General features: G+C 72.2%; 21 protein-coding genes and 5 pseudogenes. 13 read left to right on the top strand and 13 right to left on the bottom strand.

Annotation, left to right across the window (positions count from 1 at the left end):
- Positions 1-6 precede the first annotated feature (6 nt).
- A complete protein-coding gene (locus LJB71_RS04095) occupies positions 7-1,926 on the top strand; it encodes a M48 family metallopeptidase (RefSeq protein ID WP_259303186.1) in 1,920 nt (639 codons plus the stop codon).
- On the opposite strand, the pseudogene LJB71_RS04100 reads toward LJB71_RS04095, so the two are convergent.
- Positions 1,913-3,492: pseudogene (locus LJB71_RS04100) on the bottom strand (choline dehydrogenase). The gene LJB71_RS04095 and the pseudogene LJB71_RS04100 overlap by 14 nt on opposite strands.
- A gap of 137 nt (positions 3,493-3,629) precedes the next feature.
- Here LJB71_RS04100 and LJB71_RS04105 point away from each other — a divergent pair.
- Positions 3,630-4,965 (top strand): annotated as a pseudogene (locus LJB71_RS04105) (MFS transporter).
- A 9-nt stretch (positions 4,966-4,974) separates the two neighbouring features.
- On the opposite strand, the gene dnaG reads toward LJB71_RS04105, so the two are convergent.
- The 4 genes from dnaG to rpsU form a co-directional block, all read right to left on the bottom strand.
- Positions 4,975-6,708 carry a DNA primase gene (gene dnaG / locus LJB71_RS04110; RefSeq protein ID WP_259303187.1) on the bottom strand — a complete coding sequence of 578 codons (1,734 nt, stop codon included), beginning with the start codon at positions 6,706-6,708 and terminating at the stop codon, positions 4,975-4,977.
- 36 nt (positions 6,709-6,744) lie between these two features.
- On the bottom strand, positions 6,745-7,245 hold the full coding sequence (locus LJB71_RS04115; RefSeq protein ID WP_259303188.1) for a GNAT family N-acetyltransferase: 501 nt from the start codon (positions 7,243-7,245) through the stop codon (positions 6,745-6,747).
- A gap of 3 nt (positions 7,246-7,248) precedes the next feature.
- Positions 7,249-7,692, bottom strand: coding sequence for a GatB/YqeY domain-containing protein (locus LJB71_RS04120; RefSeq protein ID WP_259303189.1), 444 nt, complete (start codon positions 7,690-7,692; stop codon positions 7,249-7,251).
- 122 nt (positions 7,693-7,814) lie between these two features.
- Positions 7,815-8,030 (bottom strand): 30S ribosomal protein S21, encoded by a 216-nt coding sequence (rpsU, locus tag LJB71_RS04125; RefSeq protein ID WP_031371286.1) that lies wholly within the window; start codon positions 8,028-8,030, stop codon positions 7,815-7,817.
- Positions 8,031-8,120: 90 nt separating this feature from the next.
- Here rpsU and tsaD point away from each other — a divergent pair.
- The 6 genes and pseudogenes from tsaD to LJB71_RS04155 all read left to right on the top strand — a co-directional run bounded on the left by tsaD (position 8,121) and on the right by LJB71_RS04155 (position 12,422).
- Positions 8,121-9,146, top strand: a pseudogene (tsaD, locus tag LJB71_RS04130) (tRNA (adenosine(37)-N6)-threonylcarbamoyltransferase complex transferase subunit TsaD).
- Positions 9,147-9,240: 94 nt separating this feature from the next.
- Positions 9,241-9,603, top strand: a complete 363-nt coding sequence (folB, locus tag LJB71_RS04135; RefSeq protein ID WP_259303190.1) for a dihydroneopterin aldolase — start codon at positions 9,241-9,243, stop codon at positions 9,601-9,603.
- Positions 9,600-10,304, top strand: coding sequence for an SDR family oxidoreductase (locus tag LJB71_RS04140; protein WP_259303191.1), 705 nt, complete (start codon positions 9,600-9,602; stop codon positions 10,302-10,304). The genes folB and LJB71_RS04140 overlap by 4 nt, the downstream gene beginning before the upstream one ends.
- Entirely contained in the window at positions 10,301-10,816 is a 516-nt protein-coding gene (locus tag LJB71_RS04145; RefSeq protein WP_259303192.1) for a 6-carboxytetrahydropterin synthase, read from the top strand. Before LJB71_RS04140 ends, LJB71_RS04145 begins: the two co-directional genes overlap by 4 nt.
- Positions 10,816-12,006 (top strand): SAM-dependent methyltransferase, encoded by a 1,191-nt coding sequence (locus LJB71_RS04150; protein WP_259303193.1) that lies wholly within the window; start codon positions 10,816-10,818, stop codon positions 12,004-12,006. The genes LJB71_RS04145 and LJB71_RS04150 overlap by 1 nt, the downstream gene beginning before the upstream one ends.
- Positions 12,003-12,422, top strand: coding sequence for a VanZ family protein (locus LJB71_RS04155; protein ID WP_259303194.1), 420 nt, complete (start codon positions 12,003-12,005; stop codon positions 12,420-12,422). Before LJB71_RS04150 ends, LJB71_RS04155 begins: the two co-directional genes overlap by 4 nt.
- Here the strand turns inward: LJB71_RS04155 and LJB71_RS04160 are convergent.
- The 3 genes from LJB71_RS04160 to LJB71_RS04170 form a co-directional block, all read right to left on the bottom strand.
- Positions 12,402-13,670 (bottom strand): multifunctional CCA addition/repair protein, encoded by a 1,269-nt coding sequence (locus LJB71_RS04160; protein WP_259303195.1) that lies wholly within the window; start codon positions 13,668-13,670, stop codon positions 12,402-12,404. The two genes, LJB71_RS04155 and LJB71_RS04160, sit on opposite strands and share 21 nt — an antisense overlap.
- Positions 13,667-15,280 (bottom strand): lytic transglycosylase domain-containing protein, encoded by a 1,614-nt coding sequence (locus tag LJB71_RS04165; RefSeq protein ID WP_259303196.1) that lies wholly within the window; start codon positions 15,278-15,280, stop codon positions 13,667-13,669. Before LJB71_RS04165 ends, LJB71_RS04160 begins: the two co-directional genes overlap by 4 nt.
- Before the next feature lie 104 nt (positions 15,281-15,384).
- Positions 15,385-15,630, bottom strand: a complete 246-nt coding sequence (locus LJB71_RS04170; RefSeq protein ID WP_259303197.1) for a hypothetical protein — start codon at positions 15,628-15,630, stop codon at positions 15,385-15,387.
- 103 nt (positions 15,631-15,733) lie between these two features.
- Between LJB71_RS04170 and LJB71_RS04175 the strand changes: the two genes are divergently transcribed.
- Positions 15,734-16,576, top strand: coding sequence for a sulfite exporter TauE/SafE family protein (locus LJB71_RS04175; protein ID WP_259303198.1), 843 nt, complete (start codon positions 15,734-15,736; stop codon positions 16,574-16,576).
- Here the strand turns inward: LJB71_RS04175 and LJB71_RS04180 are convergent.
- Positions 16,577-17,336: pseudogene (locus LJB71_RS04180) on the bottom strand (endonuclease/exonuclease/phosphatase family protein).
- A 13-nt stretch (positions 17,337-17,349) separates the two neighbouring features.
- A complete protein-coding gene (locus tag LJB71_RS04185; RefSeq protein ID WP_259303199.1) occupies positions 17,350-18,204 on the bottom strand; it encodes a thiol:disulfide interchange protein DsbA/DsbL in 855 nt (284 codons plus the stop codon).
- Between LJB71_RS04185 and LJB71_RS04190 the strand changes: the two genes are divergently transcribed.
- Positions 18,203-18,874 carry a hypothetical protein gene (locus LJB71_RS04190; RefSeq protein ID WP_259303200.1) on the top strand — a complete coding sequence of 224 codons (672 nt, stop codon included), beginning with the start codon at positions 18,203-18,205 and terminating at the stop codon, positions 18,872-18,874. The genes LJB71_RS04185 and LJB71_RS04190 overlap by 2 nt on opposite strands.
- Positions 18,875-18,991: 117 nt before the next feature.
- Here LJB71_RS04190 and LJB71_RS04195 read toward each other — a convergent pair.
- Positions 18,992-19,727: pseudogene (locus LJB71_RS04195) on the bottom strand (c-type cytochrome).
- 153 nt (positions 19,728-19,880) lie between these two features.
- Between LJB71_RS04195 and yihA the strand changes: the two are divergent.
- Both yihA and LJB71_RS04205 read left to right on the top strand, forming a co-directional pair.
- Positions 19,881-20,492 (top strand): ribosome biogenesis GTP-binding protein YihA/YsxC, encoded by a 612-nt coding sequence (gene yihA, locus LJB71_RS04200; RefSeq protein WP_259303201.1) that lies wholly within the window; start codon positions 19,881-19,883, stop codon positions 20,490-20,492.
- Positions 20,493-20,619: 127 nt separating this feature from the next.
- On the top strand, positions 20,620-21,984 hold the full coding sequence (locus LJB71_RS04205; RefSeq protein WP_259303202.1) for a glutamate--cysteine ligase: 1,365 nt from the start codon (positions 20,620-20,622) through the stop codon (positions 21,982-21,984).
- Positions 21,985-22,020: 36 nt separating this feature from the next.
- On the opposite strand, the gene LJB71_RS04210 is transcribed toward LJB71_RS04205, so the two are convergent.
- Positions 22,021-23,349, bottom strand: coding sequence for a hypothetical protein (locus LJB71_RS04210; RefSeq protein ID WP_259303203.1), 1,329 nt, complete (start codon positions 23,347-23,349; stop codon positions 22,021-22,023).
- A 71-nt stretch (positions 23,350-23,420) separates the two neighbouring features.
- On the opposite strand from LJB71_RS04210, the gene ppc reads away from it, so the two are divergent.
- Positions 23,421-26,153 (top strand): phosphoenolpyruvate carboxylase, encoded by a 2,733-nt coding sequence (gene ppc / locus LJB71_RS04215; RefSeq protein ID WP_259303204.1) that lies wholly within the window; start codon positions 23,421-23,423, stop codon positions 26,151-26,153.
- 68 nt (positions 26,154-26,221) lie between these two features.
- On the opposite strand, the gene LJB71_RS04220 is transcribed toward ppc, so the two are convergent.
- Positions 26,222-26,929: an adenine nucleotide alpha hydrolase gene (locus LJB71_RS04220; RefSeq protein WP_259303205.1), complete on the bottom strand. Its 708-nt coding sequence runs from the start codon at positions 26,927-26,929 to the stop codon at positions 26,222-26,224.
- Positions 26,930-26,943 lie beyond the last annotated feature (14 nt).

Here is a 26,943-nt window from a genome sequence, read left to right on the forward strand (position 1 = left end):
GATGCCATGAATTTCTTCGAACACCAGGCCGCCGCCCGCCGCGCCTCCGCGCGGCTGATGCTGCTGTTCGCGCTGGCGGTGGCCGGCGTGGTGCTGGCGGTGGATGCCGGGGTGTGGCTGGTGACGCAGTCGCCGAAGGCGGTGGCGCTGGCCAGCGTGGCGACCCTGGCGGTGATCGGGCTGGGCTCGCTGTACCGCATCGCCAGCCTCGGCGATGGCGGCGATGCGGTGGCGCGTCAGTTGGGCGGCACCCCTGTGCTGGAGGATGCCGGCGAGCCGGCCCTGCGCCGCCTGCGCAACGTGGTGGAGGAAGTCGCGATCGCCTCCGGGGTGCCGGTGCCGCGGCTGTACGTGCTCGAGGACGAGCCCGGCATCAATGCCTTCGCTGCCGGCTACAGCGCCTCCGATGCGGTGGTGGCGGTGACCCGCGGCGCGCTCGACCGCCTTAACCGCGACGAGCTGCAGGGCGTGATCGCGCACGAGTTCAGCCATATCCTCAATGGCGACATGCGCCTGAACCTGCGCCTGATCGGCGTGCTGTTCGGGTTGCTGGTGGTGGCGCTGGCCGGGCGCCGGGTGCTGGAGGGCGCGCGCTTCTCCGGCGGCCGCAGCCGCAATGCCGGCCCGATCCTGCTGGTGGCGCTGGCGGTGATGGTGATCGGCTACCTCGGCCTGCTGCTGGCGCGGATCCTCAAGGCCGGCATCAGCCGCAGCCGCGAGCGCCTGGCCGATGCCAGCGCGGTGCAGTTCACCCGCCAGACCGCGGGCCTGGCCGGCGCGCTGAAGAAGATCGGCGGCCTGCAGGCGGGCTCGCGGCTGGACGGCCACGGCCATGCCGAGGAAGTCAGCCACATGCTGTTCGGCGAGGGGCTGGGGTTTTCCGGGCTGTTCGCCACCCATCCGCCACTGCTGGAGCGCATCCGCGCGCTGGAGCCGGGGTTCGACGGCGCGCAGCTGGAGCAGCTGCAGGCTGGCTGGCGGATGGCGCCGCCGGATGGACTGCAGGAGGATCTGCAGCTGGGGCTGGCCGCGCGCGACGGCCCGGGCTTGCCGGCCGACGGGCAGGTGGTGGTGGTGGCGCCGGGTGCGGTATCGGCGCAGGTAGCGCGCCCGAGCGCGGACGACTGGCAGCGGGCGGGCGCGATCGTCGGCGCATTGCCGGAGGCCCTGCGCGATCTCGCGCGCGACCGCCAGGCGGTGATGCCGCTGCTGCTGGCCCTGCTGCTGGATGCCGACGAGGCGCTGCAGGCGCACCAGCAGGCGGCGATCACCCGCCACCTGGGCGAGGCGGTGGCCGCACATGCCCTGCGCATCCACCAGCAGCTCACCGCCGACCTGCATCCGATGCTGCGCCTGCCGCTGGCGGCGCTGGCGTTCCCGGCGCTGCGGCGGCAGCCGCGGGCGCAGCTGGACGTGTTCCTGGCCGCGGTGCAGGCGGTGGTGCGCGCCGACGGCCGCGTGTCGCTGTTCGAATACTGCCTGGGCAAGCTGCTCGACGTGCAGGTGCGCGAGGCGCTGGCGCCGGCGCGCCATGTCCAGTTCGGGCGGCGCAAGCCCGGCGGCGTGCAGCGCGAGTTCGCGCTGCTGCTGGCGGTGGTGGCGCAGGCCGGCAACGCCGACGACCCGGCGGCCGCGCGTCGTGCCTACCTGGCCGGCCTGCAGCGCATCCTGCCGCGCGACCATCTGGCCTACGCGCCGCCCGCGGACGGGGTGCTGGCGCTGGAGACGGTGTGGGCCCCGCTGGACGCGCTGGATCCGCTGGCCAAGCAGGTGCTGGTGGAGGCGATCGTGGACGCGATCGCCAGCAATGGTCAGGTGAACGTGGTCGAGGCGGAGCTGCTGCGCACCATCTGCGGCGTGCTGCACTGCCCGCTGCCGCCGATGCTGGAAACGCTCCCCGCGGGTGGGCGCGTCAGCCGGCCTTGATCAGATCCGCCGCACGTTCGGCGATCATGATGGTCGGGGCATTGGTGTTGCCGCCGGGCAGTTCCGGCATCACCGAGGCGTCCACCACGCGCAGCCCCTCCACGCCGCGCACGCGCAGCAGCGGATCGACCACCGCCGCGTCGTCGCTGCCCATGCGGCAGGTGCCGATGGGGTGGTAGACGGTCTCCGCGCGCTGGCGCACGAACGCGATGAAGTCGGATTCGCTGCGCGGCATCTCTTTCGGAAAGATCGGCGCGCCGCGATACGGATCGAAGGCCTTCTGCGACAGCAGCTCCAGCGACAGCTTGGCGCACTCGACCATCATCTTCAGGTCGAACCCTTCCGGGTCGCCGAGGTAGTTGGGGTCGATCAGCGGCTTGTCGCCGGCACGGTTGCTGGCCAGGCGCAGCTGCCGCGGCTGCGCGGGCGCAGGAAGCAGGCGTGCAGGGTGTAGCCGTCGCCCGGCAGGCGGTTGCGGCCGTGGTCATCGATCATCGCCGGGATGAAGTGCAGCTGGATGTCGGCGCGCGCGTCCGGCGCCAGCGGCGAGCGCGCGAAGCCGGCACCCTCCGCCACGTTGCTGGTGCCGGGGCCGCGATGGCCGCCGAGGTAGTACTGCAGCGCGGTCTTCACCTCGCTGATGCGGTCGTAGCTGAGCGGCTGCGTGCAGTGCTGCAGGGTGGTGACGTCCAGATGATCCTGCAGGTTGGCGCCGACGCCGGGGGCATCGTGCACGACCTCGATGCCCAGCCGGCGCAGCTCGGCGGCCGGACCGATACCCGAGAGCATCAGCAGCTGCGGCGAGTTGATCGCGCCGCCGCTGAGGATCACCTCGCGCGCCGCCTCGAAATGGAAGCCCTGGCCGCGGATCGCGCAGACCACGCCGGTGGCGCGGCCCTTGGCGAAGGTGATGCGACTGACCGCGGCATGGGTGCGCACGGTGAGATTGGGGCGGGTCTTGATTGGATTCAGATAGGCCACCGCCGCCGAGCAGCGCGCGCCGTCGCGCTGGGTCACCTGGTACAGGCCCACGCCGTCCTGGCGCGGGCCGTTGAAATCGTCGTTCTCCTCCAGCCCGGCCTGCCGGCCGGCCTCGACGAAGACCCGGGTGAGCGGGTTGACGTGGCGCAGGTCGGACACGGTCAGCGGGCCGTCGCCGCCGTGGAAAGCATCGGCGCCGCGGGTATTGCCCTCGGACTTGCGGAAGTAGGGCAGTACGTTGTCCCAGTGCCAGCCGGTGGCGCCGGCGGCGGCCCAGGCGTCGTAGTCGGCCGGCACGCCGCGGATGTAGCACATCGCGTTGATCGAGCTGGAACCGCCCAGCAGCTTGCCGCGTGGGCACCACAGCACGCGACCGCCCAGCTGTGGCTGCGGCACGGTGCTGTAGTCCCAGTTGATCGACTTCAGCCCCGCGATCCGCGCCAGACCGGCCGGCATGTGCACGAACGGATGCCAGTCGCGGCCGCCGGCCTCCAGCAGCAGCACCTTGACCGCGGGGTCTTCACTCAGGCGGTTGGCCAGCACGCAGCCGGCCGAGCCGGCGCCGATGATGATGTAGTCGTACACGCGCGATCCTGCGGCGGTGAGGGCCCGAACCTATGCGCCCCGGTTAGAGCAATTGCTCGGCGACCGGGCGCGCGCGGGGCTGGCGCGCATCCGGCGCTGCGGGTACCGTTGCGCATCGCCGTCCTGCCGCCCGCCCCATGGCCGATTCCGATGCCGCCTCCGGCCGCCTGGCCCGGTTCCAGTCCGCCCTGCGCGAATCGCCGCCACTGCTGTGGGCCTTCCTGTACTTCTTCTTCCTGCTGACCGGCTATTACGTGCTGCGCCCGGTGCGCGAGGCGATGGGCGCGTCCAGCGATGTCACCGCGCTGTTCCCGCCGGGGATGATCGCGTTCTTCGCCGAGCGCGGCGTGGCCCTGAAGGAGCTGCAGCTGCAGGTGCTGTTCACCTTCACCTTCCTGATCATGCTGGTGCTGCAGCCGGCCTACGGCTGGCTGGTCAGCCGTTGGCCGCGGCGGGTGTTCCTGCCGGCGGTGTATGGGTTCTTCATCGCCACCCTGCTGCTGTTCTACGCCGCGTTCGACAGCGGCATGCCCGGCCGCGGGATGGCCTTCTTCCTGTGGCTCACGGTGTTCAACCTGTTCGCGGTCGCGGTGTTCTGGAGTTTCATGGCCGACGTGTTCAGCGATGCCGAGGCGCGCGCCGTGTACGGCTACATCGGCGCGGCCGGGACCCTGGGCGCGATCCTCGGGCCGATCCTCACCCGCCTGCTGGTGGAGCGCATCGGCATCGCCCACCTGATGCTGGTCTCGGCCGGCTGCCTGCTGCTGTGCATCGTCTGCCTGCTGCGCCTGCGCCGGCACGCGGTGGCGCGCGAGGCGCAGCGCCGACTGGCCAGCGGCGAGGTGCCGATGGGCGGCAGCGTGTTGGCCGGTCTGCGACTAGTGGCGCGCGAGCCGTTGCTGCGCTGGCTGGCGGTGCTCACGGTGTTCGGCGTGGGCGTGGGCACCCCTGCTGTACAACGAGCAGGCGGCGATCGTGCGCCAGTTCTACCCCGACCCGCAGCGTGCCACCGCCTATTACGCCAGCATCGACCTGGCGGTGAACGGGCTGACCCTGCTGGTGCAGCTGCTGGTGACCCGCGCCCTGCTGTCGCGCTTCGGGATCGCGCCGGCGCTGCTGATTCCGGCCTTCGCCATCGTCCTCGGCTATGCCGCGCTGGCGGCCTCGCCGCTGCCGCTGCTGGTGGCGGTGGTGCAGGTGGCCACCCGCGCTGGCGAGTTCTCGCTGGGCAAGCCGGCGCGCGAGACCATCTACACCCGGGTGGCGCGCGAGTGGCGCTACAAGGCCGGCGCCGCGATCGATACCGTGATCTACCGCGGCGGCGACCTCACCTTCGTGTGGGTGCACAAGCTGCTGGCGGCGTTCGGCTCGCAGGCGGTGTTCGGCGCCGGGCTGCTGGTGGCCGGTGCATTCACCCTCGGCGCCTTCAAGGTGGTGGGCGAGGCCCGGCGGCTTCCCGCCGCGCGCGGCTGAGCGGTGCGCTCAGCGCTGCAGGCGCGCCTGCAGCAGCGCGCGCAGTTCCTGCTTCTCAGCCTCGTCCAGGGCCTGGCTGCGCTGCCGCTGCTGCAATTCCTCGATCCGCTGCTGCAGCACCTGGCGGTCGAGCTGCGCGATCGCGTCCAGGAATTCGGCGCGCAGGTCCTTGTCCTCGCCCGGCAGTTCGACCAGCGCCAGCTTCTGCAGCGCGCCCAGTTCCTCGCGCCCCTCGAAATGCTCCAGCAGCCCGCCGGTGGTGATCTCGGGGCGTTCGCGCACCAGCAGCACCAGCTCGGACAGCAGGTCGATCCCGGGTTGGCGCAGTGCGGCGAAGCGGAACGGCGACTGCAGTTCCAGCGCGAAACCGGGGCGGTGCAGCAGGTGGGTGATCGCCGTCCGGATCAGGCTGGGCTTCTGCGCCGGCTGGCCGCGCATCTGCGCGTTGGCGCGCTGGGTGGGCACGTGCGCCTGCGATGGGCTGGTGCGCGCGCCGACGCCGGTGAGCTCGGTCAGGCGCTGGCGCATCAGATCGCCGAACGCGCCGTCCGGGATCTGCGCCAGATACGGCTTGCAGCGCTCGGCCAGGCGGGCCTTGCCGTCCAGACTGGCCAGGTTCACGTCCGCCGACAGCGAGGCGTAAAAGAATTCGGATAGCGGCGTGGCCTCGCGCAGGCGCGCGTCGAAGCCGGCCACGCCTTCCTGGCGCACCAGCGAATCCGGGTCTTCGCCGTCTGGCAGGAACAGGAAGAACGCCTGCCGGCCGTCCTTCATCCGCGGCAGCACTGCTTCCAGCCCCTTCCACGCCGCACTGCGGCCGGCGCGGTCGCCATCGAAGCAGAAGACCACGTCCGGTGCGTTGCGGAACAGCAGCTCGGCGTGGTCCGGCGTAGTGGCGGTACCCAGGGTCGCCACCGCCTGCGATACCCCGTACTGCGCCAGCGCCACCACGTCCATGTAGCCCTCGACTACGATGAGCCGATCGAGCTTCTGGTTGGCCTGGCGCGCCTGCCACAACCCGTACAGCTCGCGGCCCTTGTGGAACAGCGCGGTCTCCGGCGAGTTGAGGTATTTCGGCGAATCCTCCGGATCGATCACCCGACCACCGAAAGCAATGGTGCGCCCGCGGCGATCAAAGATCGGGAACATCAGGCGGTCGCGGAACTTGTCGTAAACCGCGCCCTTGTCGTTCTTCGAGAACAGCCCGCCGCGCTCCAGCAGCTGCAGGCGGCGCGGGTCGGTGCCCAGCGCGTCGCGCAGCCCGGAGTAGCCGTCCGGCGCGTAGCCGATGGCATAGCGTTCGACGATCTCCGGCGCGATCCCGCGCTTCTCGACGTAGGCGCGCGCCTTGTCGCTGCGTGCCAGCTGCGCGCGGAAGAAGCCGGCAGCGGCCTCCATCACGGCGTACAGATCGCGGGTCTCGGGATTGGCGTTGCGCTGCTGGGTATCGCGCGGGACTTCCATGCCCACGCGCTTGGCCAGCTCGTCCACCGCGTCGAGGAACTCCAGGCGGTCGTACTGCATCAGGAAGCTGATCGCGGTGCCGTGCGCGCCGCAGCCGAAGCAGTGGTAGAACTGCTTGGTGGGCGAGACCGTGAACGATGCTGAACGCTCGTCGTGGAACGGACAGCGCGCCGCGTATTCCTTGCCCTGGCGCTTCAGCGGCACGCGCGCGCCGACCACCTCCACGATGTCGGTGCGTGCGAGCAGATCGTCGATGAAAGCGTCGGGGATGCGGGCCATCGGGCTAGTGTAGGACGGCCGTACAGGCGGCGCCGGCTAGAGTTCGGCGCGCGCCGCCAGCGCGTGCAGGGCCGCGCCTTCCAGCCGCTGCACGGTCCATTCGTCCATGCCGTTGGCGCCCAGCCGGCGGTAGAAGTCGATCGCCGGCTGGTTCCAGTCCAGCACGCTCCACTCGAAGCGGCCGCAGCCGCGCTGCGCGGCGATCCGCGCCAGCGCGGCCATCAGGTGGCGGCCGAGACCGGCACCGCGGTAGGCGGGGCGCACGTACAGGTCCTCCAGATACAGGCCGCGCTTGCCGAGGAAGGTGCTGAAGGTGTGGAAGAACAGGGCGAACCCGGCCGGCTCGCCGTCCACCTCGCCGATCAGCACCTCGGCCGCCGGGCGTTCGCCGAACAGCTGCGCGCGCAGGTCGTCGTCGGTGGCCACCGCGGCATGCGCCAGCTTCTCGTACTCGGCCAGCTCGGCGATGAGCTGGCGGATCAGCGGGACGTCGTCCGCGGTGGCCGGGCGGATCGACAGTACGCGCGCGCCGGCCATCGCTCAGCCCAGCCGCTGCTTGACCAGCTTCGAGACCAGGCCCATGTCGGCCTGTCCGGCCAGCGCGGGCTTGAGCACGCCCATCAGCTTGCCCATGTCGGCGGCGGAGGCCGCACCGGTGGCCGCGATGGCCTTGTCGATCTCGGCCAGGATGGCGGCCTCGCCCAGCCTGGCCGGCAGGTAGGCCTCGATCACGCCCATTTCGTAGCGCTCCTGCGCGGCGAGGTCCGCGCGCGCGGCGGCCTCGTACTGGGCGATCGAGTCCTTGCGCTGCTTGACCATTTTTTCCAGCACCGCCAGTACCAGCGCGTCGGTCATCTCCACGCGCTCGTCCACTTCCTTCTGCTTGATGGCGGCGTTGATCAGCCGGATCACCGCCAGGCGGTCCTTCTCGCCGGCCTTCATCGCGGCCTTCATGTCGTCGTTCAGCTGTTGCTTGAGGCTCATGGGATGCTCCGGGCAGGGCCGATCAGCGGGATCGGCAACATGGGGCGGGATGGGTCGGGAGGCAAAAACGCGAAAAGCCGGCCACGCTTGCGCGTGCCGGCTTTCGCGCTCAACCACCGCGCTCAGTACAGGCGCTGGCGCTTGGTGACGTCGCGCGAGGCGCGGCGCGCCTGGCGCTTCACCGCCGCCGCGGCCTTGCGCTTGCGCTCCTGGGTCGGCTTCTCGTAGAACTCGCGCTTGCGGGTCTCGGCCAGCACGCCGGCCTTCTCGCAGGTGCGCTTGAAGCGGCGCAGGGCAAACTCGAACGGTTCGTTTTCGCGGACTTTGACGCTGGGCATCGGGGAATCTCGTGGCTGGAGAAGTCGCCCGGTCGGGTGGGCGAGCCGCGCATGATAGCAGTGGCCTCCGTTTCGGCGCAAGATAAGCGCATGAAGGTATTGGGTATCGAGTCCTCCTGCGACGAAACCGGGGTGGCGGTCTACGACACCGCCATCGGCGGCGCGGCCGGCCTGCGCGCGCAGGCGGTGTACAGCCAGATCGCCCTGCACGCCGAGTACGGCGGGGTGGTGCCGGAGCTGGCCAGCCGCGACCACGTGCGCAAGCTGCTGCCGCTGATCCGCCAGACCCTGGCCGAGGCCGGCCTGAGCACCGCCGACCTCGACGGCGTGGCCTATACGGCCGGCCCGGGCCTGGTCGGCGCGCTGCTGGTGGGCGCGGGGGGTGGCGCGGTCGCTGGCCTGGGCGCTGGACGTGCCGGCGATCGGCGTGCACCACATGGAGGGCCACCTGCTGGCGCCGCTGATCGAGGACGACGCCCCGCGGCCGCCGTTCGTGGCGCTGCTGGTCTCGGGCGGGCATACCCAGCTGGTGGCGGTGGATGCCATCGGCCGCTACCGCCTGCTGGGCGAAACCCTGGACGATGCCGCCGGCGAGGCTTCGACAAGACCGCCAAGCTGATGGGCCTGCCGTATCCGGGCGGGCCGCAGCTGGCGGCGCTGGCGGAACAGGGCGTCCCCGGCCGGTTCAGGTTTTCGCGGCCGATGACCGACCGCCCCGGGCTGGATTTTTCCTTCAGCGGCCTGAAGACGCAGGTGCTGTTGGCCTGGCAGGGCAGCGACCAGTCGGACCAGACCCGCGCCGACATCGCGCGCGGATTCGAGGAGGCGGTGGTGGACACGCTGGCGATCAAGTGCGCGCGCGCGCTGGAGGCGGCCGGCTGCGGCACCCTGGTGGTCGCCGGCGGTGTCGGCGCCAATGCGCGCCTGCGCGCGAGGCTGGCGGAGCTGTGCGAAAAGCGCGGAGGCCGTGCCTGCTTCCCGCGCCCGGCGCTGTGCACCGACAACGGCGCGATGATCGCCTTCGCCGGCGCGCTGCGGCTCGCGGCCGGCCAGCTGGACGATGCTGCGATCCGTGCGGTACCGCGCTGGGACATGGCGACGCTGGCGCCGGTCTGAGCCGCGCTGGGCTGCGGGCCTGGGATTGCTAAGCTGTGCATCCAATCCCCTCCGCGCCGCGGTATTCCGTGGCCAGGAAGACGCGAATCCGCCCATGACCGACATCGTTTTCATCCAAGGACTGCGCGTGGATGCCGTGATCGGCGTCCATGCCCACGAGCGCCTCGCCCCGCAGCCGCTGCGGCTGGATCTCCGCATGCAGTTCGACAATCGCCCGGCCGCCGCCAGCGATGCGCTGGCCGATGCGCTGGACTACGAGGCCGTCAGCCGGCGCCTGGCCGAGTATGTCGCGGGCAGCTGCTTCGCCTTGGTCGAGGCGCTGGCCGAGGGCTGTGCGGCGCTGATCCTGCGCGAGTTCGGCGCGCGCGGCGTATGGCTCCGGCTGTCCAAGCCGCAGGCGCTGGCCGGCGCGCAGGCGGTGGGCGTGGAGATCGAGCGTCGCGGGAGCGCGACATGAGCGTGGTACTGGTCACCGGAGCCTCGCGCGGGATCGGCCGCGCCATCGTCGAACGCTTTGCCCGCGAAGGCGCCAGCGTGGTCGCCTGCGCGCGTGGCCACGAGGGGCTGGAGGCGCTGCGCGCCGCGCTGCCGCAGGTGGAAACGCATGCCTGCGACATGCGCGACGACGCGGCGGTGGACGCGCTGGCGCGCGAGGTGCTGGCGCGCCACGGCGCGGTGGACCTGCTGGTCAACAATGCCGGCGCGTTCCGCCCGGGCGGGATCGCCGGCGAGGACGACGGCGCCCTGCTGGAGATGCTGCAGGCCAACCTGTTCGGCGCCTACCGCCTGACCCGGCGGCTGCTGCCGCAGATGATCGAGCGCCACCGCGGCATGATTCTCAACGTGTGCAGCACGGCCTCGATCGCGGCCTACCCGAACGGCGGTTCCTACAGCATCGCCAAGCACGCACTGTACGGTTTTTCGCGCAACCTGCGCGAGGAGATGAAGCCGCATGGCGTGCGCGTGGTGGCGCTGCTGCCGGGCGCCACCCTGACCGCGTCCTGGGACGGGGTGCCGCTGCCGCCCGAGCGCATGATGCCGCCCGAGGACGTGGCGGAGATGGCGTGGGCGGCGTGGTCGCTGTCGCCGCGCACGGTGGTCGAGGACATCCTGATGCGGCCGCAGCGGGGCGATATCGGCGAGGCCGATTTCGCATGAGCGCGCAGGACGGCATCGCGATGCAGGAAACCGTGGTCATCCGCCTGGCCAAGCAGAACATGAAGTTCTCGGCCGGGCACTTCACCATCTTCTCGGCGACCGAGCGCGAGCGCCTGCACGGCCACAACTTCACCGTCGAGGTGGATATCGAAGCGCGCATGCTGGGCAACGGCATGTGCTTCGACTACGGCCTGTACAAGGACCGCGTGATCGCGCTGTGCCGCGAGCTCAACGAGTGGACGATCCTGCCCACCCGCTCGCCACACCTGCGGATCGAGGAGGATGGCGAATGCGTGTATGCGCATTTCGATGGCCAGCGCATCCCGTTCCTGCGCGCTGACGTGCTGCTGCTGCCGATCGAGAACGCCACGCTGGAAGAGTTCGCCGGCTGGTTCCTGCAGCGCCTGTGCGAGGACCGCGCGGCCCTGCGCGCGCATGCCATCGTCGCGATCGAAGTGCGCGTTCTGTCGGGGCCGGGACAGAGCGCCGGCCGCCGGGTCAGGCTCGGCTGATGGCGGTCTCGACCTTGTCCGCGCCTTCCGCCGATGCGCAGGCGCACAGCGCGCACCTGCGCGAGGTGATCCAGCAGCACATCATCGCCGCCGGCGGTCACATCCCGTTCTGGAAGTTCATGGAGCTGGCGCTGTATGCCCCGGGCCTGGGCTATTACAGCGCCGGCGCGCACAAGTTCGGCGCGGGCGGGGATTTCATCACCGCGCCCGAGCTGTCTCCGCTGTTTTCCGCCTGCGTGGCCGATGCGCTGGCGCCGGCGCTGCGCCAGGCCGGCAAGGGCGCGCTGTTCGTGGAGCTGGGCGGCGGCAGCGGCGCGTTCGCCGAAGCCTGTCTGCTGCGGCTGCAGGATGCCGGAGTGCTGCCCGCGCGCTACGCGATCCTCGAACCCAGCGCCGATCTGCGCCAGCGCCAGCACGCGCGCCTGCAGGCGCGGCTGCCGGCGGCGCTGTTCGCGCGGGTGGAGTGGCTGGACGGGCCGATCCAGCAGCCGTGGGACGGCGTGCTGTTCGCCAACGAGGTGATCGACGCGCTGCCGACCCCGCGCTTCGTGGTGCAGGATGGGCGGGTGCTGGAGGAGTGCGTGGTGCTGGATGGCGAGGGCCGCTTCGTGCGCGCCGGGCAGGCAGCCGATCCGCTGCTGGCGGCGGCGGTGGCGCGGATCCAGTCGCAGCTGCCGGCGCCGTTCGCCGATGGCTACCGCAGCGAGGCGCTGGCGCAGCTGCCGTACTGGCTGCAGGCGGTGGCCGGCGGGTTGCGCAATGGTGCGCTGCTGTTCATCGACTACGGCTATGCGCGTAGCGAGTACTACCTGCCCGAACGCAGCGATGGCACCCTGCGCGCCTTCCGCCAGCACCACCTGATCGACGATGTGTTCGCCTGGCCGGGCCTGCAGGACATCACCGCCTCGGTGGACTTCACCGCGCTGGCCGAGGCCGGCGTGGGCGCGGGCTTCGAGTTTTCCGGCTACTGCAGCCAGGCCAGTTTCCTGCTGGGCAATGGATTGCAGCAGCATCTGGAAGCCGCCGAGGCGCAGGCCGCGGACGACATCGCCCGCCACAACCTGCGCCAGCAGGCCAAGCGGCTCACACTGCCCAGCGAGATGGGCGAGCGCTTCCAGGCCATGGGGTTCCAGCGCGGGGTGGAGCTGGAGACGGCGTTCCTGCTCGGCGACCTGAGCCACCGCTTATGAATCGCGGGCCGTATCGCATCGGGCGCTCGCTCAAACCGTTCCGGCAGCCGTGGCTGTGGGCCGGTCTGTGGATGCTGGCGATCGCGCTGGTGGTGGCGGCCTCGCTGGTGCCGGGCCGCGACCTGCCAGACCTGAAGGTGAGCGACAAGATCGAGCATCTGACCGCCTATGCCCTGCTCGCGGCCGGCGCGGTGCAGGTGTTCGCGCGCCGGCGCTCGTGGGCGGTGGTGTGCGTGCTGCTGGTGCTGATGGGGATCGCCATCGAGTTCCTGCAGGGCGCGATGGGGCTGGGCCGCACGATGGATCGCTACGACGCGCTGGCGAACACGCTGGGCGTGCTGGTCGGGCTGGCCACGGCGTTCACGCCGCTGCGCGATGCCCTGCTGTGGCTGGATTCACGCCTGTTCCGGGGCTGAGGCGGCTGCGATCGCGGCGATCCGCGCGTGCCGCAGCGCCTGTCCGAACGCCGGGCCGCTGACGCCCTGCGCGGCGATCGCCTCGCCGCGCACCGCCAGCGCCGCGGCGTGCAGGCGGCGCAGCAGTGCCGCCTGCGGATAGGCGGCCTCGGCCCGCCCGGCACGGCCGCGCGCATCGGCCTCGCACACGGTGGCGAGGTGGTCGATCCGCGCCGGCTTGCGGAAGCCGTCGCAGCGCGCGATCAGGTCGTGCACAGTGGCCGGCCTGAGTTCGGTGAGACGATGGATGTTGAGGTGTTCGCGGCAGCACAGCACCGCCAGTTCGCGATGTTCGTTCGGCACTTTCAGGCGCTGGCTCAGCGCGATGGTGGGCGCGACCCCGCGCATCTCGTGCATCAGGTGCCGCGGCAATACGTCGGCCGGGGTCAGCGCCTTGCCGAGGTCGTGGCAGAGCGCGGCGAAGCCGATCAGGTCATCGCCCGGCGCCAGGTGCGCGGCCATGTCGCACACCAGTTCCTGGTGCAGGCCGGCATCGATCTCCGGGTGGTACTCGGCGCGCTGCGGCACGCCGTACAGCGCATCCACCTCGGGCAGCACCGCGCGCAGCGCACCGGCCGCGCGCAGGGTGCGCAGGAACGCGGCGGGCGAGGCGCTGCGCAGCGCCTTCGCCAGTTCCTGCCAGACCCGCTCCGGCACCAGCGCGGCCAGCTCACCGCCATCGGCCATCTGCCGCATCAGCGCCAGCGTGTCCGCGGCGAGGCGGAAGCCCAGCGGCGCCAGGCGCGCCATGAAGCGCGCCGCGCGCAGCACCCGCAGCGGGTCCTCGACGAAGGCCGGGCCGATGTGGCGCAGCACGCGCGCCTGCAGGTCGCGCGCGCCGCCGAAGGGATCGACCAGGGTGCCGTCTTCGGCGCGGGCGATGGCGTTGATGGTGAAATCGCGCCGCGCCAGGTCCTGCTCCAGCGTCACCGCCGGATCGGCATGCACCGTGAAGCCGGTGTAGCCGCGCCCGGATTTGCGCTCGGTGCGCGCCAGCGCGTACTCCTCGCCGCTGTCGGGATGCAGAAATACCGGGAAGTCGCGGCCGACCTGGCGGAAGCCGGCAGCCCGCATGTCCTGCACCGTCGCCCCGACCACCACGAAATCGCGGTCGCCCGGTGGCAGCCCGAGCAGGGCGTCGCGCACCGCGCCGCCGACCAGGTAGGTGCGGACGTGGGCGGGCAGGCGGGCGGGCGCGGCGGCGGTCATGGGCGTTTGCGCACGTCCTGCGCCGGGGCCGCGGCGGGTGTTGCAGGGGCCGGGCAGATGAAGCCCTTGCGCGGGCCGTCGCTGCGCCCCAGCAGGCGGTCGGACAGGCGCAGCGCATCGCCGCGCAGGCGCCAGTCATACAGCACGCTGAAGGCCAGCACGCGCATCACATAGTCGCGGGTTTCGCGATAGGGAATGGTTTCGATCCAGACATCCGGATCCAGCGCCGGCCGCTGCGCCCGCCAGCGCGCCAGCGGCGCGGGCCCGGCGTTGTAGGCCGCGATCGCCAGGTACGCCTGGCCGTCGTAGCGGTCCAGCAGCTGGCGCAGGTAGGCGCTGCCGAGGGTGATGTTGGTGTCGGGATCGTAGAGGTCCTCGCCACCGTTCCACGGCATGCCGAGGGATATTGCGATCGTCGCGCCAGTGGCAGGCAGCAGCTGCATCAGGCCGCGCGCGTCGGCCCGTGAGCGCGCGCGCGGGTCGAACACGCTCTCGGCGCGGATCTCGGCGGCCACCCAGGCCGGATCCAGGCCGTTGCGCGCGGACTCGCGGCGGATGCGCTCGGCGTGGTGCAGCGGGAAGCGCAGCAGGTAGAGCTGCTGCTCGTCGGGGTAGCGCTTGCCGCCCACATTCACCAGCCCGAACACGCCGCGGTCGAACCAGCCGTTGTCCTGCGCCAGCTCCACCGCCAGCTGGCGCTGGGTGGGGTCCAGGCGTGCCACCGCGGCATTCCACTCGCGCCCGGCCCAAGGGCGGCGGTCCAGCTGGAACAGCTGGATCGCGCGCACCAGCCCGGGGTCGCGCGCCAGCGCCTGCTTGGCCGCGGTTGGCGCCTCCAGCGTGCGCGGGCACAGCGCATAGGGCTGGTCCAGGCGGTCGGCGGCGAGGAAGCCGTGGAAGTCGGCCTTCTGCGCCGCCTGCGCGTACAGCGCGCGGGCGCCGGCCGGGTCGCCAGTGAGTTCGCGCAGGCGCGCGGCGAAGTACAGCTCAGCGGCTGTCGTTGCGCTGTGCCTGCGGCATGCGCGCGATCGCGCCAGCGCGGCCGGCCAGTCGGCGCGCGCCAGCGCCTCGCGCACCCGCCACTCGCGCAGGCTGTCGTCGTAGGCGGACTCCGGCACCGCCGCCAGCCGGCGCGCCGCGTCCGGCAGGTAGGAGGCCACCGTCCACAGCGCGATCTGGTAGCGCATCCGGCCCAGCTCGGCCTCGCCGAAGCCCAGCGCCTGCGCCACGCCGGGCAGCAGGGCCTCGGCGCGGTCGGGGTTGGACTTGGCCAGCTTCGCCAGCGCCGCCGCCGCGACCAGCCGGCTGCGCGCGTTCTTCGGCCACGCCGACACGTCGCCGCCGGGCGCATCGAGATAGGCCGCCCACGCCTGCGCCTGGGCGGCATCGCCAGGATTGGAAAAGCCGCGCGCGATGCTGCGCATCACCGTGCTCTGGGCAGCCTCCACGGCCTTGTCGAAGCGTTCCCAGCGCAGCGCGTCGGGCAGCCCGCCCTGCGCCGCCAGCAGGGCGAACGGGGCGTCGCACTGCGCCGGCAGCGATGCGCCGCTGCTGCGCCAGAGCGCCTGCGCCTGCGCGGTCCAGTCTGCATCCACCCGGTCCATCGCCATCAGCGCCTGCAGGCGCAGGCAGCGCAGCGCGGGGGGCGTCGATCGCCGGATCCCAGGCGTCCAGGAACGCCGGCCATTCGTTGCGCCGCGCCAGCGCCGGCAGCTCAGTCGGCGCGGAAGGCGGCGGCCACCGGCTCGCCCTTGTGCGCGGCGAGGAAGGCCGCGCCGCGCGCCGGCGGCAGGCGGTCGAAGCGGGCGCGCAGCGCGGCGTATTCCAGCCAGCCGGCCAGCGGCTGGCCGCTGAAGCCGGCCAGCACCAGATCGTCCAGCCCGCCGCGGGATGTGGCCTCCAGCGCCGCTACCAGCGCGGGATCAGGTGCCGGAATCGTCACCGGCGGACGCGGCGGCAAGAGGGGAGGCTGGGTGGACCGCGCGCCGGTCGCGCCGGCAACGAGGGGAATCGAGAGCAGCAGAAGGCAGGCGCGCTTGAGCATGGATCGACTATAGCCGAGCATGCATGAACTTCCTGGCGGGCACGGCATGGACCTGGCGATGGCGTTTTTCCCGATCTACCTGGCGCTAGGCGCGCTGGCCGGCGTGCTGGCCGGATTGCTGGGCATCGGTGGCGGGCTGGTGCTGGTGGGGGCGCTGGCGTGGCTGCTGCCGCTGCAGGGCGTGTCCGCTGCGGTGGCCATGCATGCGGCGCTGGCCAGTTCGCTGGCCAGCATCGTGCTGACCGCGGCCGCCTCGGCGCGCGCGCACCACCGCCGCGGCAGCGTGCTGTGGCCGACGGTGGCCTGGATGGTGCCGGGTGTGCTGCTGGGCGGCTGGCTGGGCAGCCGCTTCGCGATCGTGCTGGACGGCGACGTGCTGCGCTGGTGCGTGGCCGCCTATTGCGCGCTGGTGGCGATGCAACTGCTGGCTTCGAAGCAGGCGCCCGCCGGCGCGAGCGGGCGCGTGCCGCGCGGGCCCGGCTACAGCCTGGCCGGGATCGGCATCGGCGGGGTGTCGGCGCTGGTCGGCATCGGCGGCGGTAGTCTGACCGTGCCGCTGCTGGTCTGGCGCGGGGTGGCGCCGGTGCGCGCGGTGGGCACTTCGTCCGCCTGCGGCATCTTCATCGGCCTGGCCAGCGCGCTGGGCTACGCGCTGCAGGCGCCGGCGGGTGCGCTGCCGCTGGTTGGCGCGGTGGGGTATGTGTACCTGCCGGCGGCGCTGGGGGTGGCGGTCACCTCGGTGCTGGCGGCACCGTACGGCACCCGGCTGGCGCACGCCCTGAGCGGGCAGGCGCTGAAGCGGGTGTTCGCCGGATTCCTGTTGCTGGTCGGCGCGGGGTTCGCCTACAGCGCGTTGCGCTGATCAGCGCAGCGCCGCATCCGGCACGTCCAGCTCCATCGACACCGCCAGATGGTCGGACTGCGCGGCCGGCAGCGCTTGCATCGCCGCCACCGGCAGCGCCGGGGTCACCAGCATGTGGTCGATCGCGCGCTGCGGACGCCACGCGGGGAACGTGGGCAGGCGCTGCGCCGGCGGCTGCAGGCGGGTCTTGCGGTAGAGCCGCTGCATCTCCGGGGCGGTCGGGGTCGCAGTTGAAGTCGCCCATCAGCACCGCATGCGGGGCCTCCGCCAGCAGCTCGGTGATGAAGTCCAGCTGCGCGCGCCGCGACTGCGCGCCCAGCGACAGGTGGGCGATCGCCACCAGCAGCCCGGCATCGCCCCTGCCGAAGCGGGCCAGCAGCACGCCGCGGCCTTTGACCCGCCCCGGCAGCGGATGGTCCTCCACCCGCACCGGCGGCAGCCGGCTCAGCAGGCCGTTGGCGCTGGAAGCCACGCCGCCGACGCGGCGGTTCGGCTGGTGGCTCCAGTAGGCGAAGCCGGCGCGTTCGGCCAGGTAGTGGGTCTGGTTGGTGAAGCCCGAGCGCAGGCTGCCGGGATCGGCTTCCTGCAGGCCCACGATGTCGTGCTGGCGGGCCAGCGCCGCGATGCTGTCCAGCGCCCCGCGCTTGTTGCCGGCCGGCAGCACGTGCGACCAGCTGCGCGCCAGGTAGTCGCGGTAGCCGCGGGTGCTGGAGCCGGCCTGGATGTTCGCGCTCAGCAGGCGCAGCCGGCGGGTGGCCATGGACGTGCCGGGATCAGGGCTTCGGCGCGTCCGCGGGAGCCTTGGCAGGCGCGGGGGCGGCCGGCGTGGCGGCGGCCAGCTTGGCGCGTTCGGCCACGATCAGCTGGTTCATGATCCGGAACATGTCGTCCACGGTCTTGCCCTTCACCCGGTACTTGCCGTCGATCAGGAAGGCGGGGGTGCCCATCTGGTCGCCATTGGCGAATGCGGCCTGCATGTAGGCGCGCGCGCGGTTGACCTTGGTGGCCACCGCGAAGCTCTGCATGCTGCTGAGGAACTGGCGCGGATCGATGCCGTAGTTGGCATAGAACGCGGCGATGTCCTCCGGGGTGTCCATGCCGCGTTCGCCCTTCAGGGTCTGGTCGACGTGGATGGCGCGGAACAGGGCGTCGTGGGTCTTGTCCTCCACCCCCATCGCCTGCGCGGCGTAGAACGCCTTGGCGTAGTTGTCCCACATCGAGCCGAACGCGGCCGGCACGTACACGAAGTGGACGTCGGCCGGCAGCTTGGCCTTCATCGCGGTGACGGTGGGCTGCACCATCGCGCAGAACGGGCAGACGTAGCCGAAGAACTCCACCACCTCGACCTTGCCGGGCGGGGTGTCGAACGGCTGGCCGTTCGGGATCGTCACGTAGTCCACGCCCTCTACCGGCGGCGGCGCCTTGGCGGCGGCCTCCTCGGCGGCCTTCCACGCGGCCTCGGCCTGCGCCTTGCGCTGCGGGTCTTCGGCGCTCACGGGCTTGGCGGCGGCAGGAGCACTGCTGGCGCCGGTGGCGGTGGCATCGGTAGCGGGTGCCGGCGCGTCGTTCTTGCACGCAGCCAGCGGCAGTAGGGCGATCAGGAGCAGGGCGTGGCGCAGGGCGGTCATGGCGGTATCGGTCAGTGGCGGGGGAAGACGGCTTGCCGGCGGGGGCGGCGGGCCTGGCCGGCGCGGGGCGCGCCGGGGCCAGCGCGTCGACCACCCGGCGCGCATTGTCGAGCAGGTTCTGATAGCTGTTGCCGAGGATCTGGTAGCGGCCGGCCACGATCAGGGTGGGCGTGTCCTCCACCTCGGTACGGCGCTCGAACTCGAACGCGGTGCGCAGCGCCTCCAGCTGCGCCGGCTCGTCCTGCAGCGCGGCCTTGAGGGCGGCCACGTCCACGCCTTTCACGCGGCTGGCGAAGGCGAGGATCTGCGCGGCGTCGGCATTGCGCGGCAGTTCGCCGGTGTCATGGATGGCGCTGAACAGGCGCGGGTGCAGCACGCCCAGCGCGCGCGCCTTGCGCGCCGCGAAGTAGATGCGCGCCCACGGATCATTACGGTCGGAGACCCACGGCACCAGCACCACCCGCGCATGCGCCGGCAGCTGCTTTTCCCAGGCCTCCAGCATCGGCGCGAAGTGCGCGCAGTGCGGGCAGGTGTAGGCGAACACCTCGGCCACCTCGACCATCCCCGGCGGCAGCGGCTGGTACGGCTGGCCGTTGTCCAGGGTGCGGTATTGCACGCCTTCGGTCAGCCCCGGCAAGGGCGCCTGCGCGCGCGCGGGCGCGGCCAGTAGCGGCAACAGCAGGGCAAGCGACAACAGCAGGGTCCGCATGGTCTGAAGGCTCCGGCGGTGGGGACGTCCGTGCGAAGATGCCGCGGCGACGGCCAACCCAGGGTGAAGCGACCGGCTTCAGCGGGCGTGCAGGCCCTGCACATAGCTGGCCAGGGACTGGATCTCCTCGTCGGTCAGCGGCTTGCTGACCATGGCCATCAGCTGGAACTGGGCCGGGTTCTTGTAGGTGGTGGTGCCGGCGCGGTACTCCTCCAGCCGGCGCGCGACATAGGTGGCAGCCTGCCCATGCAGGGCCGGGTAGGGCGGGCCCGGGTTGCCGGCACCGGCCGGGCCGTGGCAGGCCATGCAGGCCGGGATGCCGCGGCTGGCGTCGCCGTCGCGGAACAGGCGCTGGCCGACCTGGTAGAACTTCAGGCCCTTGTTCGGGCCCTCGGCGATCACGGTGTCGTCGGCCACCCCGGCGCCGGCCTTCTGCGAGGCGAACCAGGCCCCGACGTCGCGCATGTCCTGCGCGCTGAGCAGGCTGGCGAACGGCATCATCACCCCGGCCAGGCCGCTGGTGCGCTGGCCGGTCTTGAACAGCTCGAGCCTGCTCGGCGATGTAGCGCTCGGGCATGCCGGCGATGCGCGGGGCGTTCTGCTGCATGGCGTTGCCGTCCATGCCGTGGCAGGCGGCGCACACCCCGGCCTTGGCCTGCCCGGCCTTGGCGTCGCCCCAGGTGGCCGGCTTTTCGTCCAGCGGTGCGGCCTGCACCGGGGCATTGTCGGGCGCGGCCACCGGCGTGCTTTGCGCATAGGCGATCGCGGCGATGGCAAGGCAGGCAATGCCGGCTAGGGCGTGGGCAGAACGCATGCGGAACTCCACTGGACGATTGGATGCGGGCGTGAATCGCCTTATCCGCCCGATTATGGTGGGGCCGGCGGGGGCGGTCAAACCGCGCCCGCGGCGTGGCCAGGCCACGGCCAGACGGCGGGCGGGGAGGCCTGGGCGTGCGATCCTATGCCGATGGCCGTCCCCAACCCGTTCGCCCGCGCCCAGTATTCGCTGGCCGCGCATACCCTGCGCCAGTTGCCCGCCGATGGCGGCTTCGAAGTGGCCTTCGCCGGCCGTTCGAACGCCGGTAAATCTTCCGCGCTGAATGCCCTGTGCCAGCAGAATGCGCTGGCGCGGGTGTCCAAGACCCCGGGCCGTACCCAGCAGCTGGTGTTCTTCGGAATCCCGCCGCATCCGGATAAATACCTCGTGGATCTGCCCGGCTACGGCTACGCCAAGGTGCCGCAGGATCTGCAGGCGCACTGGCAGGCGTTCATCGATGCCTATTTCGCCAGCCGGTTCGCGCTGCGCGGGCTGGTGGTGGTGATGGACGTGCGCCATCCGCTGAAGGATTACGACCGCCAGATGCTGGGCTATGCCATGCGCCGCGGGCTGCCGGCGCATGCGCTACTGACCAAGGCCGACAAGCTCGGCCGCGGCGCCGCCGGCAACACCCTGCAGGCGGTGCGCGCGGAACTGGCGCGGGCGTTCGCTGGCAGCGTCAGCGTGCAGCTGTTCTCGGCCGAATCCCGGCAGGGCGTGGACGAGCTGCGCGCCACCGTCGCCGGCTGGCTGGCGCTGTAGGCCCGGCATCGCCTGCCTGTCGCGCGGCGATTGCGCACGCCCGCGGAACACAGAGGCCGCTCCTCTGCGGCTGCGCCGGATGCGCGCGGCCGGCTATCCTGCCCCACCGTTTCGACAGGCCACGCCGATGTCCGGACCCAGCACCGCCAGCGACGCCCCGATCAGCGACCGCCGTCAGCTGGTGGAGGTGCTGGCCTCCGGCGAGAAGCCGCGCAGCGACTGGCGCATCGGCACCGAGCACGAGAAGTTCGGCTTCCGCCTCGATGACCTGCGCCCGCCCGCGTTCGACGGCGCGCGCGGGATCGAGGCGCTGCTGACGGGGCTCACCCGCTTTGGCTGGGCGCCCTACGAGGAGGACGGCCGGGTGATCGCGCTCACGCGCGAGGGCGCCTCGGTGACGCTGGAGCCGGCCGGGCAGCTGGAACTGTCCGGCGCCCCGCTGGAAACCCTGCATCAAACCTGCAGGGAAGTCGGCAGCCACCTGCGCGAAGTGCGCGCGGTCGCCGACGAGCTGCAGCTGGGCTTCCTTGGCATGGGCTTCCAGCCGAAGTGGGCGCGCGCGGACATGCCGTGGATGCCGAAAGGGCGCTACCAGATCATGCGTGCGTACATGCCCAAGGTCGGCAACCTCGGCCTGGACATGATGACCCGCACCTGCACGGTGCAGGTCAACCTGGACTATGCCAGCGAGGCGGACATGGTGAAGAAGTTCCGCGTCTCGCTGGCGCTGCAGCCGATCGCCACCGCGCTGTTCGCCGATTCGCCGTTCACCGAAGGCCAGCCCAACGGCTACCAGAGCTACCGCTCGCACATCTGGACCGACACCGATCCCGACCGCACCGGCATGCTGGACTTCGTGTTCGGGGACGGCTTCGGCTACGAGCGCTATGTGGACTACCTGCTCGACGTGCCGATGTATTTCGTGCACCGCGACGGCCACTACCACGATGCCAGCGGCAAGTCGTTCCGCGATTTCCTGCAGGGCCGGCTGGACGTGCTGCCGGGCGCGCTGCCGAGCCTGCGCGACTGGAACGACCACATGACCACCGCCTTCCCCGAGGTGCGGCTGAAGAAGTACCTCGAGATGCGCGGCGCCGACAGCGGCCCGTGGAGCCGCATCTGCGCGCTGCCGGCGTTCTGGGTGGGCCTGCTGTACGACGATGCCGCGCTGGATGCGGCCTGGGACCTGGTCCGCGATTTCACGCTGGAAGAGCGCCATGCCTTGCGCGACGGCGTGCCGCGGCACGCGCTGGACCTGCCGTTCCGCAACGGCCGCGTGCGCGACCTGGCGCGCGCGGCGCTGACGATCGCGCACGAGGGCCTGCACCGGCGCGCCCGCGCGGATGCCTGCGGCACCGACGAGACCGGCTTCCTCGCGCCGCTGCTGGAGATCGCCGAATCCGGCCAGGCCCCGGCGCAGCGCAAGCTGGAGCTGTTCCACGGCCCCTGGCAGGGCCGCGTGGACCCGGTGTTCCGCGAGTTCGCGTACTGACGGGCGCGTCGTGGCCGCCGCCCGCCGGCGGCGTTCTCAGTAGCGCGAGGCCGTGAGCGGCGCATCCGCCCATTGCCAGGCGATGGCCTGCCGGCGCTGGCTGTCGGCCGCACCGGCGCTGTCGCCCAGCGCGCGCTGGGCCTGCGCCAGCCCGAACAGCGACCAGCCGTTTTCGGGATAGGCCTGCAGGTCCTCGCGATACGCCTGCGCGGCAGCGGTGGCATCCCCGGCTTCCAGCAGGGCGGCGCCGAGGTACCAGCGCACCGGCAGCGGCCAGTCCGCGGGTTCGTTGTAGTTGAGTGCGGCCTCCGCCTTGGCCGCCGCGCGCAGCGACGCCAGCGCCTCGGCCTGCCGGCCCTGTGCGCGCAGCCACTCGCCGCGCAGCAGTGGATCGGCCACCTTGAGGATGGCGGCGGCGGTGTTGATGTCGAAGAACGCGACGTTCTCCAGCGCCGGGTCCTGCGCCAGCGCGTGCAGGGCGTCGGCCTCGCGCCCGGCCTCCGCCAGCTGGCCGCCGCGGACGTAGGCCATGCCGCGGGCGAAGTGGCGGATCGCGCGCGGGAAGGGCAGGTCGGGCGTGGCCGCAGGCGTGGCCAGGATGCCGCTCCAGTCGCCGAAGCGGACCTGGGTCAGCAGCGGGGCCACCACGAACAGTTGCATGAACTCCATCGGTGGCGCGCCCATCGCCGCATGGTCCGCGCGCCTGGCGGTCTGTTGCGCGGCTTGCAGCGCCAGCGTGCGCGAGCCAGTGAGGCCGGCGGTCATCGTCGCGAAATGCCAGTTGTGGGGCACGTAGCCCAGCGGATATACGCCATTGCTGCCGCGGCAGACGGCCAGGAAGGCGCGGTCGGCATCGGCGGCGGCGAAGTTGGCGAGGGTGGCGTCGTGGTAGCGCCCGAGCCGGATGTAGGCATGCGCCGGCATGTGCACCAGGTGGCCGGAACCGGGGGCGAGCGCGGCCAGCGCCGTCGCCTCGGCGGCGCTGGCCGGGTCCATCGGCAGGTTGATGTTCGGGCCTAGCACCAGGGCTTGGCCCCAGACGCAGATCGCGCAGTCGGGATCGCGTCGCGCCGCTTCCGCGAACGCGCGCCCGGCGGCCTCGTGGTTGAAGCCGTAGGCCAGCCGCAGGCCCTGGTCGAAATACTGCTGCGCCTCCGGAACCCGGGTGCCGATGTCGCGGTGCGTCTCGCCCAGGCCTTGCAGCAGCGGGACGTCCGTGGAGCGCCCTGCGGTTTCTGCCGCCGGGGGCGCGACGATCCGCAGGCGGCGAGCACGGCGGCGAGCGCGGTGGCGAGCAGGACGGAAGGCAGCGGCGTGCCGGACATGGAGGACTCCGTGGCGGATCGAAGGCGGTATCGGGGCCAACGCGCCCGCCGGCGGATGCCGGCCAGCCCCCTTCGCGCCGCCGCCACGCGTGGGCGGGTAGTCTTGCCGCCATGCACGATGAATCCGGGAACGAGCCGTTGCGCGAGGAGCTGGACTTCGCGCCCACCGACCACCTGCTGCGCGAGGACGTGCGCACCCTCGGCGCGCTGGTCGGCGAGATCCTGGCCGAGCAGTGCGGTCCCGGGTTCCTGCGCGAGGTGGAGGAGATCCGCCGGCTGGCGATCCGCCGGCGCGAGCAGGACGAGCCGGTCGCGGAACTGGCCGACCGCCTGGCCGGGGTGCCGCTGGATGAGGCGGAGGCGCTGGTGCGGGCGTTTTCGGCCTATTTCGGCGCCACCAATCTGGCCGAGCGGGTACACCGCATCCGCCGCCGGCGCGATTACCAGCGCCAGGGCGGGGCACCGCAGCCGGGCGGGCTGGAGGCGGAGCTGCTGGCGCTGCAGGCGGACGGGGTATCGCTGCAGGCGCTGGAGATGCTGCTGGCGCGGCTGCGGATCGAACCGGTGTTCACCGCGCATCCCACCGAGGCGGTGCGGCGGGTGCTGCTGGAGAAGGAGCGCGAGGTGGTGCGACGGCTGGTGGCCGACATCGATCGCCAGCTCACGCCGGCCGAGCGTGCCAGCGGGCTGGAGCGCATCCGCTTCGCGCTGACCGCGGCGTGGCAGACCTCGGACGCGCCGCCGGCGCGGCCCAGCGTGGCCGACGAGCGCGAGCACGTCGGCTTTTACCTGGGCGAAGTGCTGTACCGGGTGCTGCCGGTGTTCCACGAAACCCTGGAGGCGGCGATCACGCGCGCCTACGGGCGGCCGCTGGCGCTGCCGCCGCTGCTGCGCTTCGGCACCTGGGTGGGCGGCGACATGGACGGCAACCCCAACATCGGGGCCGACACGATTCTGGCCGCGCTGGAGGCGCAGCGCGCGCAGGTGCTGGGCAACTACCGCGCTGACCTCGAGCGGCTGGCGATGCTGCTCACCCAGACCCGCGACCGGGTCGAGGTGGAGGCCGAGGTGGAGGCCCGCATCGCGGCGGCACAGGCGCTCCTGGGCGGGGTGCTGGACCCCGACCCGCGGCATGCCGACATGCCGTACCGCCAACTGCTGGAGGCGGTGCGCGCGCGCCTGCGCGCGACCGCGGCCAATGATGTGGTGCGTGGCTATCCCGGGCCGCAGGCGCTGCTGGAGGATCTGGCTGCGATCGATGCCAGCCTGGCCCGCCATCGCGGCGAGCATGCCGGACGCTTCGCGGTGCGCCGGATCATGCGCCGCGTGGAATGCTTCGGCTTCCACCTCGCCACCCTCGACCTGCGCCAGGATTCGGCTGTACACGATGCCGCGCTGGCCGCGCTGCTGGACGCGCCGGACTGGGCCGAGCAGGCGGTGGAGGCGCGGGTGGCGCGCCTGCATGCGCTGCTCGATGGTGCGCCGGTGGCGCAGCCGGCGGCCCCGGAGGCGGCCCCGGAGGCGGCGGCCACCCTCGCGGCCCTCGCCGCGGCCGGGCAGGCGCGACGGCGCTTCGGCGCGCAGGCGATCGGGCCCTACATCATCAGCATGAGCCGCAGCGCCGCGGATGCACTGGCGGTGCTGGTGCTGGCGCGCATCGCCGGCTGCGTGGAGGACGGCGAGGTGCCGCTGGATGTGGCGCCGCTGTTCGAGACCGTGGGCGATCTGCAGGCGGCCGCCGGGGTGATGCGCGCGCTGTTCGCGGACCCCGCCTACCGCCGCCACCTGGCCGCGCGCGGCGACCACCAGGTGGTGATGCTGGGCTATTCCGACAGCGCCAAGGACGGCGGCCTGCTCGCCTCGCGCTGGGCGCTGCAGCGTGCGCAGGTGGAACTGCTGGACGTGGCGCGCGCCGCTGGCGTGCGGCTGGCGTTCTTCCACGGCCGTGGTGGGTCGGTCAGCCGCGGCGGTGGCAAGACCGGGCGCGCGATCGTGGCCGCGCCGCGCGGTTCGGTGGACGGCCTTTTCCGCCTGACCGAGCAGGGCGAGGTGATCCATCGCAAGTACGGCATCCGCGCGCTGGCGCTGCGCAATCTCGAGCAGATGGCCGCCGCGGTGCTGCGGGCCTCGCTGCGGCCACGCGCGCTGGAACCGCGCGAGTCCGAGTGGCGTGCGCTGGCCGACGCGCTTGCCGCCGATGCGCGCGCCCACTACCGCGCGCTGGTGCACGAGCATCCCGATTTCCCGGCGTATTTCCGCGCCGCCACCCCGATCGACGTGATCGAGCAGCTGCACATCGGCTCGCGCCCGTCGCGCCGGCGCGACGGCAGCATCGCGAATCTGCGCGCGATTCCGTGGGTGTTCGCCTGGGCGCAGAACCGGTCCGGCCTGACCGGCTGGTACGGCCTGGGCACCGCGCTGCAGCGCGGGATCGACGCCCACGGGTTGGACGCGATGGCGGCGATGGCGCGCGACTGGCCATTCTTCGCCGCGATGATCGACGACGTGGAGATGCTGCTGGCGAAGTCGGACCTGGCGATCTTCGAGCGTTATTCGCGCCTGGCCGGCCCGCTGCACGCTGCCTTCTTCCCCGGCATCGCCGCCGAATTCGCGCGCGTGCGCGCGGCAATCCCGGCGCTCAAGCAGCGCAGCGGCCTGCTGGCCGACGACTACCGGCTGCGGCTGTCGATCCGCCTGCGCAACCCCTACGTGGACCCGATCAGCCTGCTGCAGGTGGACCTGCTGCGGCGCTGGCGCGAGGGTGGCCGCAGCGACGAGGCGCTGCTGCGCGCGCTGGTCTCCACCGTCAACGGGATAGCGGCGGGCATCCAGAACACCGGCTGAGCGCGCCGGCTCGTTCGTGGTTCGACAGGCGCACCAAGAACGGGCGGGGCGCCCGTCCGCATGAAGCGTCAGTCCTGCGGCGGATCGGCGGGAACCTGACCCTCCGCCGCGAGCAGGAAATCGGTGTAGGCGAAGCGGCCCTCGCGCAGCACGCTGTCGCCGCGCGCCAGCGCCAGCGGGGCGGTGAACATCGGGCCGGCCTGCACGCAGGTGTGGAACTCACCGTGCTCGCCGCAGGGGTCGATCCCGGCCGGCAGCGCCTGCAGCAGCGCGGCATCGAACGCGCGCCCGGCGAGTGCCGGGGCCAGCCGGGTGGTGTCCACGCAGCACAGGTGCGCGCGCAGGCCGCCAGCCAGCATCGCGCGTGCAAGCTGTGCGGTATCGTGGCCGAACAGCGGGAACAGCGGCGTCCAGCCCAGGTGCGCGCACAGCGCTTCGCGCCAGGCGCGGATGTCGGCCAGGAACAGGTCGCCGAAGGCGATGTGCGCCAGCCCCGGCCAGCGCGCCCGCGCGCGTGCCAGCGCGTCCGCGAAGCTGGCCTCGTAGCGCGCGTTGTCGGCCGCCTGCGGGATCCAGGCCTCGATCACCGGCAGGCCCGCGGCGCGTGCCTGCGCATGCAGGACCTCACGGCGGATGCCCTGCATCGAGATGCGGTCGTAGCCTTCGGTGAGGGTGGTCAGCAGGCCGACCACCTCGACCTCGCCGGCCTGGCGCAGCGCGTGCAGTGCCCAGGCGGCGTCCTTGCCGCCGCTCCATGACAGCAATGCGCGCGTCATGGCGGCGCGCGCGC

Origin of the sequence: Thermomonas sp. S9 (assembly GCF_024704365.1) — a bacterium.
Taxonomy (GTDB): domain Bacteria; phylum Pseudomonadota; class Gammaproteobacteria; order Xanthomonadales; family Xanthomonadaceae; genus Thermomonas.